This is a genomic window from Niallia sp. Kr1 (genome assembly GCF_050389805.1).
Taxonomy (GTDB): domain Bacteria; phylum Bacillota; class Bacilli; order Bacillales; family Cytobacillaceae; genus Bacillus_BD.
The window spans coordinates 642277-657539 of record NZ_CP130945.1 but is presented as its reverse complement, the minus strand read 5'-3'; the positions used below and the strand labels follow the sequence as shown (position 1 = coordinate 657539).

The 15263-nt window shown below is 37.9% G+C and carries 14 protein-coding genes; 5 read left to right on the top strand and 9 right to left on the bottom strand.

Annotation, left to right across the window (positions count from 1 at the left end):
- Positions 1-347: 347 nt before the first annotated feature.
- Complete coding sequence (locus tag Q5760_RS03365) at positions 348-1040, bottom strand: DapH/DapD/GlmU-related protein (protein WP_428910838.1); 693 nt, start codon at positions 1038-1040, stop codon at positions 348-350.
- Between the two features lie 67 nt (positions 1041-1107).
- Entirely contained in the window at positions 1108-2091 is a 984-nt protein-coding gene (locus Q5760_RS03360) for a glycosyltransferase (RefSeq protein WP_428910837.1), read from the bottom strand.
- 139 nt (positions 2092-2230) lie between these two features.
- On the opposite strand from Q5760_RS03360, the gene Q5760_RS03355 reads away from it, so the two are divergent.
- On the top strand, positions 2231-3235 hold the full coding sequence (locus Q5760_RS03355; protein WP_428910836.1) for a DUF4855 domain-containing protein: 1005 nt from the start codon (positions 2231-2233) through the stop codon (positions 3233-3235).
- A gap of 277 nt (positions 3236-3512) precedes the next feature.
- Here the strand turns inward: Q5760_RS03355 and Q5760_RS03350 are convergent, their stop codons facing one another.
- The 4 genes from Q5760_RS03350 to Q5760_RS03335 are packed head-to-tail and all read right to left on the bottom strand — an operon-like array spanning position 3513 to position 7633.
- Positions 3513-4502: a glycosyltransferase family 4 protein gene (locus Q5760_RS03350; RefSeq protein WP_428910835.1), complete on the bottom strand. Its 990-nt coding sequence runs from the start codon at positions 4500-4502 to the stop codon at positions 3513-3515.
- Between the two features lie 3 nt (positions 4503-4505).
- The gene (locus tag Q5760_RS03345; protein ID WP_428910834.1) at positions 4506-5450 is read right to left on the bottom strand and encodes an NAD-dependent epimerase/dehydratase family protein; all 945 of its coding nucleotides are present in this window, start codon (positions 5448-5450) and stop codon (positions 4506-4508) included.
- A 2-nt stretch (positions 5451-5452) separates the two neighbouring features.
- Positions 5453-6529 (bottom strand): Gfo/Idh/MocA family protein, encoded by a 1077-nt coding sequence (locus tag Q5760_RS03340; protein ID WP_428910833.1) that lies wholly within the window; start codon positions 6527-6529, stop codon positions 5453-5455.
- On the bottom strand, positions 6530-7633 hold the full coding sequence (locus Q5760_RS03335; protein WP_428910832.1) for a DegT/DnrJ/EryC1/StrS family aminotransferase: 1104 nt from the start codon (positions 7631-7633) through the stop codon (positions 6530-6532).
- Positions 7634-8033: 400 nt separating this feature from the next.
- Here Q5760_RS03335 and Q5760_RS03330 point away from each other — a divergent pair, with 400 nt between their 5' ends.
- On the top strand, positions 8034-9344 hold the full coding sequence (locus tag Q5760_RS03330; protein WP_428910831.1) for a nucleotide sugar dehydrogenase: 1311 nt from the start codon (positions 8034-8036) through the stop codon (positions 9342-9344).
- A gap of 251 nt (positions 9345-9595) precedes the next feature.
- On the opposite strand, the gene Q5760_RS03325 is transcribed toward Q5760_RS03330, so the two are convergent.
- The 3 genes from Q5760_RS03325 to Q5760_RS03315 all read right to left on the bottom strand — a co-directional run bounded on the left by Q5760_RS03325 (position 9596) and on the right by Q5760_RS03315 (position 11763).
- Complete coding sequence (locus Q5760_RS03325; protein ID WP_428912483.1) at positions 9596-10138, bottom strand: cysteine hydrolase family protein; 543 nt, start codon at positions 10136-10138, stop codon at positions 9596-9598.
- 270 nt (positions 10139-10408) lie between these two features.
- Complete coding sequence (locus Q5760_RS03320) at positions 10409-10927, bottom strand: hypothetical protein (RefSeq protein ID WP_428910830.1); 519 nt, start codon at positions 10925-10927, stop codon at positions 10409-10411.
- Positions 10928-11139: 212 nt separating this feature from the next.
- Entirely contained in the window at positions 11140-11763 is a 624-nt protein-coding gene (locus tag Q5760_RS03315) for a YczE/YyaS/YitT family protein (RefSeq protein WP_428910829.1), read from the bottom strand.
- A 329-nt stretch (positions 11764-12092) separates the two neighbouring features.
- On the opposite strand from Q5760_RS03315, the gene Q5760_RS03310 reads away from it, so the two are divergent.
- The 3 genes from Q5760_RS03310 to Q5760_RS03300 all read left to right on the top strand — a co-directional run bounded on the left by Q5760_RS03310 (position 12093) and on the right by Q5760_RS03300 (position 15251).
- A complete protein-coding gene (locus Q5760_RS03310) occupies positions 12093-12974 on the top strand; it encodes a VOC family protein (protein ID WP_428910828.1) in 882 nt (293 codons plus the stop codon).
- 148 nt (positions 12975-13122) lie between these two features.
- The gene (locus Q5760_RS03305; protein ID WP_428910827.1) at positions 13123-14385 is read left to right on the top strand and encodes a phytoene desaturase family protein; all 1263 of its coding nucleotides are present in this window, start codon (positions 13123-13125) and stop codon (positions 14383-14385) included.
- Positions 14382-15251, top strand: coding sequence for an RNA polymerase sigma-70 factor (locus Q5760_RS03300; protein ID WP_428910826.1), 870 nt, complete (start codon positions 14382-14384; stop codon positions 15249-15251). Before Q5760_RS03305 ends, Q5760_RS03300 begins: the two co-directional genes overlap by 4 nt.
- Positions 15252-15263 lie beyond the last annotated feature (12 nt).

Genomic DNA, 15263 nt, shown 5'->3' with positions numbered 1-15263 from the left:
TCCAATACTCCATTTTAAAATATAGGAACCATCCTGCAGGTCCATTATACCATCTAAACTTTTATGTATAATTTTAGTGATTTACATATATTAAATCGATTCTAGGGTTTTGGGTGCATCAATTGGGATTAAACTTGTTTTCAAAATTAATAGAGAATAAAGCCTAATTCTGAAATTAGGCTTTATTCGTTGACTAATCTATTTCGTTTACACAATAAATCTATCAAAGGATGGTTATTCTTTCTTCTCTAATCAACGCACAAGCACCCTATCATCAAAATAAGAATAAAGCATCCCACTCCTTGAAGTGCCCTTTTTTTATCCTTATCTGTACTTATATCATGAGGCTATTTAATAATCTTCCCCGGATTACCAACAACTGTTTTATTTGCAGGCACATCCTTCGTAACAACGCTTCCTGCCCCCACAATCGCATTTTCTCCAATAGTTACAGCCGGTAGCAAGGTGGCGTTGTTACCGATTTTAGCTCCTTTTTTAATAATGGGTCCCTGATGCTTGAAATTCCCCATTCCCATATACTTATCATTCGAGGATGAACAGCATGGTCCAATAAACACCTCATCCTCGATCTCCATATCTGCCGTTATATAGCAACCTGTTTGAATGGTAACACGCTTTCCGATTTTCGTGTTTGTCTCCACGATAGCGTTACGCCCGATAATGCTGTCTTCTCCTACTGTAACTTTTTCGCGGATACTTGTTAAATCTCCAACAAAAACCCCTGTATCAAGCTTTACATGGCGGTAAATAACACTGTTGCAGCCAATGGTGACATGACTTTCGATTATTAAAGGATCAAGAACCATTTCTGGCTTTCGTTTCATTTTTTTATTCGAAGACGTCGGTTTGCCAAGAACCGTCAGCTCCCCAATTTGCACAAAATCCCCGATTTTAGTATCTTTTTTAATAATCACGTGATGCCCGATGGATACATCATTTCCTATTACAACATTTTCTTCGATTACTACATTCTCCCCGATCGTAACATTTTCCCCTATTTGTGCTGATGCATGGATCATACACCGTCCCCCTTTTTTCTCAATAAGCTATAAGAGAAGCCACTTCCAGCTTAAAGAACTTCACTTATTATAACTGCTTATAAATATTTAATAATTCATTTGTTACCCGTTCTGCAGAATGATAATTTTCTACATACTGTCTGCTAGCCTTTCCGATTTTATGCCGACGTTTTGGATTTTGAATTAAGTCAAGTAGCACTTCAGCAAGGGTTTCCGGTGTTGCCTGTACAATTGGCAGGGCATCCGGGAACTTGCTGCGGACATCATCTCTGATAAAAGCTATAACAGGCTTACCCATTGCCATGGCTTCCACACTAAACATTCCATATGTTCCACATAGCAGCTGATCAATGATGATATCTGCATTCCTATACATAGCAAGAGCCTCATCATGACTCTTTTTTTCAAGAATCTGATACGTAAACTCACATTTGCCTTGAATTTGATTAATAGCTGATTCTATATAATCCGATCCTTTAAATGCTCGATTCGTTGGGGCATGGATAATGAGAGGTTTATTATTTTTGACTGATGGATAAGAAACTTGAAAGTCTTCAATATTACATGCGAGTGGCAAGACAAAAACGTTTTTGTAGTAGTCTTTTACGTAAGAATAAGCTTCATAATCCTGAACAATTGCTGTATCAATGAACTGTGATAGATCTGTAAGCTGCTTGTGAATCTCTTCATCCGTATAATAAGTCGGAGGAAGAGGATAGGGATTTAACTTATTAACCATTTGAACGGTACGAACATCATTTCCCCAGTGATGCATCACCATTTTCTTCCCCTTCTCTTTCAATAGTGGAAGATCGGCGAAATCCTGAATAAAAGTGTTGGCATTATGGAAATGAAAAATATCAGTATGCTTCAAAAGGAAATCTATTTCCCTTATCACCTCAAATGCATCTGTATTGATAATAGCGCCTTTATAATTCAAATAGGTGTGAAAACAGTTGTACCCTACTGCATGGTGCCCATTTTTCCTCAACTCTTTGCAGAGAGTCCCCATCTGTCCCGCTATTTCCGTTGGGGCATGTACAATTTTCATACACATTTCTCCTTTCACCATAGTATATTCACGAGAGATCAATTGGTTATTTTAACTTGATAAATAGGGACATGTAGACTCACCATTTATTCCGCGATCTCATACTCTGTAGTAGAACTAAAAAAAGGGTGAGATTCATTTGTCAACAAATCAATTTATGACAGCAGAAGAGATCGGTGTACAAAATCATATCTGCCTGCTTCCCTGTGGAGAAGAATCTGGAAGTGCGATTATCAACTGGTCAGTAACGGACTTAAAGCCGTACCAATCTTATCTAGTTAATGAAGAAGTGGTAGATACTATGTTTAGAGGTTTGATCTTCAACCCCATCAGTGGAAGAACAAACCATTTTATTCATCCCATGTATGCTCATTTTGGAGCTACAGCAGAAAAGAAGGATTGGGAAATAGCATTAAAGAGGCTTTTTTTGGACAACTATAATTTCGATGCAGCGGCAATCAATACAGAAGAAGGGAAAAAAACCGATTTATGGGTAACGATTCCTTATCCTATTCTTACCCAAACAAAATTTGGCAAAGTAAAGGATGAATGGTTGAATTTTAATGTGGAAGAAGATAGATTTACAGCGGTAAAGTGGTGGGTGAAAAAGTTTTTGAAAAAGTGGGAAAAAGCAGAACATCTCCATGAAAAATTAACATTTAAAGGATTTGTCTGGCCACGTGCCTCTATTGACGGCCGTGATGAAATCTTTGTTAAGAGAATGACAGCCTTTATTCGTGAAAAAGATCTGCTGTCATTATGGCTACAGCAGTATGGCTCAACTGGGTGTGTGGAATGGAAGGAATTTGGGTTTGACGCCGCTTGCACTCATCCTAACTATTACGGAGCAACTGGACCAGACTTTAAATGGATTAGTAACGCTTCGGCATTTGCCCGGCATTTCCATCTAGGCATGCAAATTCCCTTTGGCAAAGGCATTCTTTTTAAGGAAAACCATTTGTTGGATTATTTAAACTACGGTATATACAACGAATATATGGACAAGAGCCTGCTCGTTTTTCAATTTCCTAATCAAACAATGGGTGAGATATACAAAAATCAACGTACTGAATATGACTTCATCTATTCTTTCATAAAAAAATCCTATACACCTATTTATCCAACTGCAGCATTCCCATCATAAAGACTTCTCCAACTATTACAATCAATATATTTGAAGTTACCCCGAACAGTTTGCTTAGAATGGTATATATTACCTGAGGATTGAATCCTATTGTAAAGGTCTCAATCCTTTTCATGTTTGACATTTTAATTAAAAATCGATAACTGTTAAATCATATATACGAAAAAAGCATTGTTTTCCTCGATTTTACGAAGGAAGACCATGCTTTATTATTCGATTTGAACTTTTTCCGTTCTCACTCAAAGTACGTTAGGATCCACCGTAAATGAACCCCGTACTAGGGTCTCAAGTTTGAATAGATTGTTAACAATTGATCTACCAGTCTATCATGTGAATGATACTTTTCTGAATAGCGGCGCCCTTTTACTCCAAGGTCCCGGCGCAGCTCCGGGCTGTCGAGTAATCTTTTGACTTGTTCATATAAATTATCTGGATTGGCATTAACAATTGGCAGATCAGTAGGAAAGGAAGAAACAAGGTCAGGACGAATAAAAGTTAAAACAGGCTTTCCTAACGCCATCGACTCCACACTGAGCAATCCGTAAGATCCACATAAAACCTGATCAATGATTATATCTGCCTTTTCGTAAAGCTTAATCACTTCTTCATGATTCATTTTCTCGATGCGTTGATAATCAAAGTCATACTCCTCTTTCAATTTCTCAATCGTTTTTTCAATATAGAAGGTCCCCTTAAAATCTGGATTTGTGGGTGCATGCAGAATGAGTGGCCTTCTCTTTTGTAAAGACGGGTATTGAGGTTGAAAATGTGCAAGGTCAATAGCAATTGGCAATACATGTACTTTATCATAATAGTCTTTCACATAATCATACACTTCGTAGTCCTGAACAATCGCCTCTTTAATATAGGCAGTGATTTTTGTTAATTTGGCATGGATGACTTCATTAGGCGGTGAGTCCCCCGTATATACATAAGGATTATGGATTCTTGCTTGTTCATGAAACCTTACATCGTTACCCCAGTGATGCATAATCATTCGCTTATTTTTTCTTTTAATTTTCGGCAAATCGGTAAAGTCAGGGGAGAGAGTCGTTCCATAATGAAAATGAAATAAATCATAATTTTCTATAATTTCCTGACACATTTGCTCAAGTCCTTCTTGAGTAGTATTAATGAGATGATCTTTATAGCCTAGATAAGAATGGAAAGTATTATAGCCAATGGAGTCGTGACCTCTTTTTTTTAAGGCGCTGCTCAAAATTCCCATTTGCCCCGCAATTTCAGTAGTTCCATGGAAAATCCTCAATGTTTACTCCTCTCCTTTAAGCCAGCTGTAGGTTTTTGCTATCCCTTCTGCTATGGAATGTTTGTTTCTCCAATTCAATTCTGTGAAAATTTTCTCAGTCCCGATGCTTCTTCGCTGCACAACATCGACTTTCCGTTTTGGCTCAAACTGTAATGGAAGGTCCTTATGTCCGCTAGCCTTTTGAACCTCTTTTGCAAGGTCGAGGACGCTTGTCTCCATTCCCGTTCCAACGTTATAGACAGTTCCCACTGCTTTCTCTGCCACTGCTGCCAGCAACACGGCATCCATGGCATCCTCAACATACGTAAAATCCCTTGTTTGGCTGCCGTCACCAAATATGATCATTGGCTTTTGATTCATTGCCGCTTCAAAGAACTTCGCTACTACCCCACAATATGGATTTGCTGCGAGTTGCCCTGGACCATATACATTTGAAAATCTTAAAATCGTTACTGGTAACCTATACATTTGATAATAAACATGGCAGTAATGCTCCATTGAAAATTTACTAGCTGCATATGGAAGTTTGATATCATAGTAAGATTCTGGTGTGGGTAGGATTGTGGCTTGACTATAAATAGAGGTGGTGGAAGCATATACAAACCGTTTTAGTCCTTTACAGTATTCCTGGGCCTTTTGAAGCAGTAAGAAGCCTCCGTACAGATTCGTCTCGAAGTCATCATTCAAATTTTCAACAGATAGGACAAGATTTTTACATGCAAAATGAAAGATATAATCAACTTTTGGCAATACTTCTTCCAAAATTTTTTCGTTTGTAATGCTTTCTTCATAAAATGTTATCCGTTCTGATTGAGGTACAGCCGACCTATTTCCAGTTGATAAATCATCAATAATGAATATATGGTCAGACAAAGGTAGAAGCCTTCTCACAAGCTGTGACCCTAAAAATCCCGCTCCGCCTGTTACAACAACTTTTCCAAGTTTCATGGTCATTTTCCTTCCTTTCTAATCATTTCAGATGTGGCGAATGATGTTAAAGGAAAGTGAACAACCTGTTTAGACAATTCTGATTGGTAAATAGCAAAAATGATTTCAAGAGCTTTTTTTCCTTCCGTCCCATCAATCAACACATGTTTATCATGTGAATTTACAGCCTCAATAAAATTTTCATACATATACATTTGCTCCATATCATCACTAACGAGACGATCTAGTTCTTCCTTGTCCGTTTGCTCTCCATCAATGAACCAACGGGAAATTTTATTAAGAGAAGGTCCTTCAATAGAAATGGTTCCTTTTTCACCAAAAATGGACAAAGAATACCCTAGATTATTAGGCTGAGTTACAATATTGGCCTCAACGATCCCCTTTGCCTGATTCTTAAAATTGATAATCCCTACAGCTGCGTCTTCTGTTTCCTTAATAAAAGATTGCTGTCCAGTTTCCCCGTACACCGTTTTTACTTCACCTAGAAACCACTGTAACAAATCAACAACATGAATCCCTTGATTAATGAGCATTCCCCCATCACTTGCCCATTTCCCTCTCCATGAAGCTGAAGTATAATAATCCGGTGACCGGTTAATTCGAATTGAAGCAACGCCTAAAATAGGTTTTCCGATCTTTCTTTCCTCCATAATCCTTTTGACTTTTTGCATCAACGGCCGAAAACGGAGCTGGTGACAAATCATAAGCTCTTTTTGCTGTTTTTGTGCCAATGCAATGAGTTCATTGGCTTCTTCGATAGACAAAGCCATTGGCTTTTCAAGAACAACGTGTTTTTGGGAAAGAAGCGCTGCTTTAGCCATCTCCGCATGAAGTCCAGAAAAGGAAGAGATTATAACAGCGTCGAGCTGTGGGTCTGATAGCATTTCTATATAATTTTGATAATACTTGATAGGATGGGGATCACTTGAATATTCTTGATAATATTTTTTCGCTTCTTCAATTCTGGTCTCTTGAAGATCACTAAGTGCATCCAGCCGTGCACCCTTACAGACTGCCAGTACCTGTAAATGTTTTTTTGAAATATAACCGCAGCCAATCAATCCAAATCGAACGACCATTTAGTTCCCTTCCTTTTGCTGTAGTATGGAAATAATTTGATCCTGTTCACTCTCTGATAAAAACGGATGCATGGGAATGGCAAAAAGCTTTTCTGATAAAGCTTCAGCTATTGGGAAATCCCCTTCTTTATAATCCAGTGAAGAGTATACTTCTTGTAAATGTAGACAACGCGGATAATAAATTCCAGTTTGAATTCCTGCGTTCAATAGTGCCTCCGTTATTTCTTCACGATGCTCTGACTCTATACAAAACAAGTGGTAAATATGATAGCAATCATCGGCTTCGGTCGGCAATTTTAAATGTGACGTATTCCCAAGTTGCTGTCTATAGCGTTGGGCAAATCTTCTCCTTGCTTGATTCCATTCATCTATTTTCGTGAGATTTACAAGCAAGATCGCAGCATGCATTTCGTCAAGGCGGCTATTATAACCGATCTGGTCATGATAATATTTCTTCGTTGTTCCATGTGTGCGAAGTTTTCTGATTTTATCAGCCAATACTCCATCTGAAGTTGTAATGATTCCTCCGTCACCCATAGTCCCTAGGTTTTTTGTTGGGAAAAATGAGAAACATGCAGCATCTCCTAAACTCCCCACCTTCTTATTGTTATAAGAAGCCCCAAACGCTTGACAGGCATCTTCAATTACCAAAAGTTCATGTTTTTTAGCAATCTTGTTTATGTTATCCATATCAGCGGGATGTCCAAATAAATGGACTGGAATGATTGCTTTTGTAGCTGAGGTAATTTTTTTCTCAATTTCAGACGGATCAATATTGTAGGTAACCAGATTAATATCCGCAAAAACAGGAACGGCTCCAACACGCGATATAGCCTCAGCACTCGCAAAGAAAGTAAAAGGTGTAGTAATGACCTCATCCCCCTTACCAATTCCATAGGCTTCAAGTGTAAGAACAAGAGCATCTGTACCATTTGCAACAGCAACAGCGTCAGAGACACCGAGCCTTTTCGCTACTTTCTCCTCTAGTTCCTTGACTTTTGATCCTAATACGTACTGCCCGCTTTCAATCACGTCATCGATTCCTTTTAGAATCTCATGTTTAACGCTTTGAAATTGACGTCTTAAATCCACTAAGTTAATCATCTTTTCCCCCTCATCTCTATATCATTTATGCTGTTTATAAAAATGGTTAGCGTATCTTCTTTTAACAGTGCCAATGTGAGATTCTTCCATGCCCTTATTTCACTGCTATTGCTAGAGAAAAGCAGAAAAAACGGATTCGCATAATTAGATACAGGTATTAAATTTATTTCACCATAACCTATGACTCGTCTTTTCGCTGTGGAACGGCTAGAAACCATTATTCATTTCTATTTTTAATTTTTTATCCTAGCGAATACTTCTTGCCTGATCCATACAAGGTATTTTCTTTTCATATCAAAACTTAAAATTTTTATAGAAATAGTGGTTTGTCCACTCCATTCTCTGGCACAGTGCATAGTTTAAAAGGAATTCTTTTTTTAGAGAGCGGGGAGTAAATATAATGAACATTGATGATTCACCGAGAAAAAATGAGAAAATCGCTGTTATTGGTTTAGGGTTTGTCGGTCTTCCGTTATCTGTCATGCTTGCAGAAAAAGGGGGGAATGTTACGGGAGTTGATTTAGATCAGAGTAAAGTAACTAAGCTTCAAAATTCTAAAAGTTATATTGGAGATATTAGTGACAATGCGATAAAGAAAGTTATAGATAGTGGTCATTTCCATGCAACTACTAATTTTGATGAAATAAAAGAAGTGGACTGTATTATTATTTGTGTACCTACTCCTCTAACTGAACAAAAAACACCGGATTTGCGCTTTATCATCAGTGCAGGCATGGAAATACAAAAGAGACTTCAGAAAGGGCAGCTCATTATATTAGAAAGCTCAACTTTTCCTGGCACAACAAAGGAAGTATTATTGCCTATTCTTGAAAAAAGTGGGTTACACGTTGGCATCGATTTCTTCCTAGCCAATTCACCCGAAAGAATTGACCCCGGGAATACTCAATTTCTTGTTGAAGAGATCCCGAAGGTAATCGGAGGAATTACAAATAAATGTAAAGAGAAGGCATTATCCTTTTACCAGAATATTTACGAAAAAGTTGTTCCCGTTTCCTCAACGGAAGCGGCCGAGTTAACCAAGCTTCTTGAAAATACGTTCCGTTTTGTTAATATTTCCTTTATAAATGAGATGGCCATTCTTTGTGATCAATTAAAGGTTAATATCTGGGAGGTAATCGGGGCTGCTGCTTCAAAGCCGTACGGATATACCCCATTTTATCCCGGTCCCGGTATAGGTGGTCATTGTATTCCAGTTGACCCTTTGTACCTCCAATGGAAGATTCAGCAAATCGGGACAAATAGTGAATTTATCACGTTATCGGATCGGACAAACCAAAAGATGATCGACTATATCGTAAGCCGCACAGATGAGCTTATAAAACCTAAACATTCTCTATCAACAGCCAAAATTCTTATTTATGGGATTACCTATAAAAAAGATGTAGCAGATACACGAGACTCATCGGCTTTAAAAATTATCAAGCAACTCAAACAAAAAGGGGCTTCCGTCCGCTATCATGACCCCTATATTCCCTCAATATATATTGGACAAGACTTATTTACGAATACAGATCTTACAAAAGACATGTTAAGTGAAATGGATTGCGTTCTCATATTAACCGACCATTCTGTTATTCCACTGGACAAAATCTTAAACCATGCTTCACTTGTTTTTGATACTAGAAACGTGACAAAAGGACATCATGGAACTTCTCGTGTCATCCGCCTCGGAGAAGGAGATGATCTATAATTCTATAGAAGCGACCAGTCTACATTACCAGCCGCTTTGATAAAATAAATTCTATTTTCCAACCTTTTCGTGATGAAAAAAGGGGACAGGCACTTCCAAATGGGATAGTGCCTGGCGCTTTAGATTGCATTACCCGGATTGATCAAATGCCGAATGTATATTGAATAAATATAAGTTTAATTAGGTTAACAGGATCATATTTGGAGGACCTACTTCTGTCTGCATTGAAGAGAGATCAATAGCCCCCTCCATTATTCGATTACTTCAGTATGGAAGCAACGTTTCATATGGTTAAGCATTGTGTCTCCAAGGTCCGTAAATGTAGCGACCCCTCGTCGATGAATGGTTGTTTTAAATCCTTCTGCATCGGCTCCTGCTACGGTTAAAAAATCACAAATATCCGTAGTAACTCCAACAATATGAACCTTTTCTACTCCTGAACCTCTTAATTTTTCAGCTAAATCGGTTTGAAAGAATGCATTATAGTTCGTTTTCGGTGAATAGATGACATTTTCATGCTCTTTATGAGTTTCAAACCAATCATTTAATTCCCCATACAATTGCTGACCTTCAGTATCTACAATATTATGTGGTGGCCATAATTCAAAATGTGGGTCATCTGGTTGATGGGCATCCATCGATACGACAACGACATTTCCCTCCGCTAAAAATCTTGTTGCCAAATGTTTAATATAAGGCACGATTTCTTGCCCAGGTTTCCCAACCGTTAATGTTCCATGATCGGCTACAAAATCATTACTCATATCCACAATTAATAAAGCCTCTTTTGTCATTTTCATTTAACCCCCATTATTTAAATTGCAATTTACATTCATTTTTTAGTGGTTCAGCTACCATTTATTATAGTCGTTTGATTACTTATTTTCACAGGTTTGGATTTATCTAACTACTACCATTTCATTATTTTGATAACCATTGAAAGTTAATGTTTCTGATAATAAAAAGGGAATATAAAATGATGGTTTAGTTCATCTTAACTACTTACACAGCTGAAGCAGTGAGCTTTCTCGTTCGGGAAGTTCTGTAAAAAATATCCAGCAATTTTAAGCTTTCGAAAAACCTGTTATAACCATACATGTAACAAATGCCATAGAGGTCACGATCATAGCAAATACTAATCCAACGGCACCCATGAATGTATCATCGCCAGGATAAGATGGCGTCAAAGTAACTAACCAAAATACAAACATCATGGTTAAGAAAAGATAAAAACTGCTTCCTACCGCTCCAAGCTTTAAACGGTTCCTTTTTGTCCCTTTCCAAGACTTATGAATGATTATCCAGACATAGATGCTTATCATGACAGCTAATAACATAACAAAAAAATGAACGAACGGGATAAATAAAAACATAAACAAATAGAGAATAAGAACAGTTGAAAAGAATAAAACTGCGTTCAGACCAAACAAGAATAGTCCAGATAACCAATGGTTTTGAAACCAATTTGCATTTTGGAACTTATACACTATCTTATTATCTTTAGCGATTGTATCGATTATTGGTCTTTTTAAAAAAAGAACGAGTAAGATTCCAATCATACCCATTAATAAAATGAGACTCATATCATCATTCCCTCCATTGCAAATGAATTATTATATTTCTATCTTAAAACAAAATTTATTGATTATCAATAAATTTTTATTGTTTATTATAGGAATCTTACTCATGTTTTATTTGTTTTTTAACGCATCTAAAAAAATGAACAGGGAGTCGATTCTAGCGTTTTCTAGATGCATAGCATCTATGAAACGCCTAGAACCGTCCCCCTGTTTCACTACGCTTGAATTTCTACGGTATCAGTTTGAGTGCTTAATAGCTTTTTAACTTTAGCATTAGAAAATTGAATGATTCTTCCTAAAAATAATGCGGTTACGATGGTCCCAAATCCTACTGGTCCACTTAATAAAAATCCTAAGATCACACCCGTAATCTCAATACTCATTCTTGATTTGTTTAGACTCCAGTTCCATTTTTGACTTAACGCAACCATTAATCCATCGATCGGTGTTTTTGGAAAGCGGGCCTCCATATAGATTCCCATCCCAACTCCCGCTAGAATCAGACCCATGGTAAAAGCAGACCATTGAAATACCCACGAAAATGAAAAGTCAACGTTCGCCAAAACAACATAAATCCAAATATCTAAGAAAAAGCTCCTGATCGCAATAGGAATCATGGATTCAATCCTAAATCTAGTTTTTTCTAGTAACCAAGTAATCAATGTGAATGCAATTTGGGAAATAATCGACCATGTTCCAATCGTTAACCCCAGATGATTCGCTAATCCGGTTGCGACTGCATCCCACGGACCTGCCCCGACAAAAGAGAGGATAATTAAGGCAATCCCCAACGCAGTAGTCGCCAAGCCAGTCAGATAAATAACGATTCTTCTCCCCAATTCTTACACCTCATTTTATAAATATTCCAAAAGAATGATATAAGTATAGCACTTTTAACTGTAACAATTATCGTCTAGTGTTATATACTTTCTAGAGTTACCTAAAAAAGTGGACAACTTCTAACATTGACTTTGTTCAAGATAAAAAAGATATTTTTCCTATAATAGGGAGATCATAATAAACAGGGGGACGGTTCTCCTGTTCCATCCGTTTTGTCTTTTTTGCAAAAAAGATAAACAAAGAGATTATGCTAGCATTAAATGTATGCATACCATCTATGAAACACTGAGAACCGTCCCTCTGTTTCAATTATCGAGGAGGATTTTTTATGCAAAAAATTATTCCACATTTATGGTTTGATCAGGAAGCTGATGAAGCTTCGCAATTCTATATGTCCTTGTTTGAGGATTCCAAACTAAGGGATAAAACGGTTTTACATAGTACGCCGTCAGGAACGGTTGAATTGATTACAATTGAATTGGCTGGACAAGAATTTATGTTACTTTCCGCTGGACCTTATTTTAAATTCACACCAGCGGTATCCTTTGTTATCGCTTGTAACACAGTAGATGAGGTGGATCGTTTATGGGAACAACTGATTGATGGTGGCGTAGCTCTCATGCCTTTAAGTGAATATCCATTTAGTGAAAAATATGGTTGGTTGAATGACCGATACGGCCTTTCATGGCAGATTATGTATATGGGGGATGTTGAGATCAAACAAAAAATCACCCCTGCCCTTCTGTTTGTAGGTGAACAATGCGGAAAAGCTGAAGAAGCGATTAACCATTATACGAGCGTCTTCCAACATTCTACGATTGGAAATATCATTAAGTATGGGGAAAATGCAGCACCTGATAAACCGGGAACGATCATGCAAGGAGCATTCACCCTTGAAAATCTAAACTTTACAGCAATGGACAGTGCGCACGAGCACCCTTTTACATTTAACGAAGCGATTTCTTTTTTGGTCAACTGTGATACACAAGAAGAAATCGATTATTATTGGGAAAAATTATCTGCATTTCCTGAAGCCGAGCAATGTGGTTGGCTGAAGGACAAATTCGGATTATCCTGGCAAATTAACCCCTCGATTATGAATAAAATCATGGAAGAAAAGGATCCGGAAAAACTGGCAAAAGTAACAGAAGCTTTTCTTAAAATGAAAAAATTTAATATCGCTGAATTAGTGAAGGCGTATGAAAGTTAAGAGAAAAAGGGTTCATTCCCCTGCTGTGTTAATACTTTAACAGCTTGGGGAATTGAACCCTTTTTCCTTTTTCATCGTGTTTCACTGTCACAAATCTCTTCTCTCCATCGTCTTAAGTGTGAAATATTAGGTATAGGAGGTTTTCTTGATGACTCAAATGTGGGATGTCGTCATTGTTGGTGGTGGTTTAGCAGGTTATGTGGCGGCAAATGCGTTAGCAAAAAGAAAAGGATCGATCGTCATCCTCGAAAAAGGAAAAGATGTTGGCGGTAGGGCGAGAACAAATAGAATACATGGTCAATATTTCAACTTAGGGCCTCATGCCTTTTATAAAAAAGGAAAAGCGAAAACCATTCTCGAAGAAATGGGTATTCGTTTTCACGGGAAATCACCGAAATTAGGAGGTGTTCTCATTGAAAACCAGATTGAATATTCCGCCCCTTTTACTCCTTTAGGGTTTTTTTCTACTAATCTATTAAATGGAAAGGAACGGATGGAATGGGTCAAAGTTTTATTTAAAATGACGAACATGGATTCCGAAAAATTGACCAACCAAACATTTCAACAATGGGTTAAACAAATAGCAAAATCAGATAAAGTTCAGTCATTACTCTACCTATTAGGTAGGCTAGCGACATATTGCCACGCACCAGAAAAAGTGAGCGCAAAAATAATGGTTTCGCATATGAAGGCTGTAATGGGCGGAGTCCTTTATCTTGATGGCGGCTGGCAGTCGCTGGTTGATCAACTCCATAATCGTGCAGTCAGCTCAGGTGTAAAGGTTCAAACGCATACTGTTGTAAAACAAATCATCGCAGAGGAACAGCAGATTCGACTGGTTTTATCAGATGGTAAGGACATTCTCGGAAAACATGTGATTTATACATCGGCACCGAACGAACTTCCAAACATGGTCCATTGCCTGAAAAGTAGTTTTTTTACCAATACCATACCTGTTACCGGTTCGACACTTGATGTTGCCTTATCTCAGCTTCCGAATCCAAAGAGATTATTTGCCATGAACCTGTCAGACCCACTGTATTATTCTGTCCATTCAAATGTTGCCAAACTTTCTGACGATGGAAAAAGCATAGTTCTACATCTGTTTAAATATCACCACCCAGATGAACACATAGATGGGAAAAGAGTACAAAAGGAGCTGCATCAATTTCTAGAAAAACTACAACCGGACTGGCAAAAATACCAGATTACAAGTCGCTATATTCCGCGTCTAATCGTAAATCAGCGCTTCCCTCAAATAGGAGATGAGAAACAACTGCTCCGTTCTAAAACAGAGATCCCCGGATTATATATAGCGGGAGACTGGGCTTCTCCTCACTCGATTTTAGCTGAAGGCGCTGTTACAAGCGGGCTACAGGCCGCCCAAGAAATTCTAGAAAAAAAGAGGTGAATCACCTGCAAATTAGCAATGAAGATTATATAAAGTTTAAACCCTTATTATTCTCCATCGGCTATCGAATGTTAGGTTCAGTTGCCGAAGCAGAAGATCTTGTACAAGATACTTTTTTAAAAGCATACCAAATCAATGACAGCCAGATTGATAATAAGAAATCATACCTCTGCAAGATCATGACGAACCGCTGTCTTGATGTATTAAAGTCTGCACGGTACAAACGGGAACAGTATGTAGGTCCATGGAATCCCGAGCCCCTATTCCTAGAGAACGTAGCCCACTTTGGTCCGTCTGAAGTGCTTATTCAAAAAGAGGGGTTGAGTATTGCCTATTTACGGATGATGGAGCATTTGACACCCGATGAACGAGCTACCCTCCTTTTAAGAGAAATCTTTCATTTCTCCTACCTGGAGATTAGTCACATCATTGAAAAGAAAGAGGAGAACTGCAGGAAAATGGTGAGCCGGGCAAAACAGAAAATCTCGCATATCAAGGGGGAGAGTTTAAACTATGAGAAAAACAAAGCCATCATTGATCGATTTATCCAAGCCTTTCAGACTCATAATACCAACGTCATATTAGAACTGTTATCGGATAAAGTTACGCTCTATTCGGATGGTGGAGGAAAGGTCAAGGCCGCTATTCGTCCAATCGAATCTCCATCCCACGTCTTGGCTTTTTTATACGGAATCAGCAAAAAGACTGATACAGACTTTTATTTCGAAATCAAAAATGTCAACGCTCAACCCGCTATCATCATATATTTGAACGACAAACTTCATAGTATCATCAGCTTCTATATTTGTAATCAAACCATCAACGAAATCTATTTAACGATGAACCCGGAAAAATTTCCGACTTAAAACAAGAAGAAA

Excerpts from the sequence above, each read along its gene's own strand:
- Q5760_RS03360 (WP_428910837.1), bottom strand. The coding sequence starts at position 2,091 with ATGAAAATTGTACATGCCCCAACGGAAATAGCGGGACAGATGGGGACT.
- Q5760_RS03340 (WP_428910833.1), bottom strand. The coding sequence starts at position 6,529 with ATGGTCGTTCGATTTGGATTGATTGGCTGCGGTTATATTTCAAAAAAA.
- Q5760_RS03325 (WP_428912483.1), bottom strand. The coding sequence starts at position 10,138 with ATGACAAAAGAGGCTTTATTAATTGTGGATATGAGTAATGATTTTGTA.
- Q5760_RS03365 (WP_428910838.1), bottom strand. The coding sequence starts at position 1,040 with ATGATCCATGCATCAGCACAAATAGGGGAAAATGTTACGATCGGGGAG.
- Q5760_RS03310 (WP_428910828.1), top strand. The coding sequence starts at position 12,093 with ATGCAAAAAATTATTCCACATTTATGGTTTGATCAGGAAGCTGATGAA.
- Q5760_RS03305 (WP_428910827.1), top strand. The coding sequence starts at position 13,123 with ATGACTCAAATGTGGGATGTCGTCATTGTTGGTGGTGGTTTAGCAGGT.
- Q5760_RS03345 (WP_428910834.1), bottom strand. The coding sequence starts at position 5,450 with ATGAAACTTGGAAAAGTTGTTGTAACAGGCGGAGCGGGATTTTTAGGG.
- Q5760_RS03330 (WP_428910831.1), top strand. The coding sequence starts at position 8,034 with ATGAACATTGATGATTCACCGAGAAAAAATGAGAAAATCGCTGTTATT.
- Q5760_RS03320 (WP_428910830.1), bottom strand. The coding sequence starts at position 10,927 with ATGAGTCTCATTTTATTAATGGGTATGATTGGAATCTTACTCGTTCTT.
- Q5760_RS03335 (WP_428910832.1), bottom strand. The coding sequence starts at position 7,633 with ATGATTAACTTAGTGGATTTAAGACGTCAATTTCAAAGCGTTAAACAT.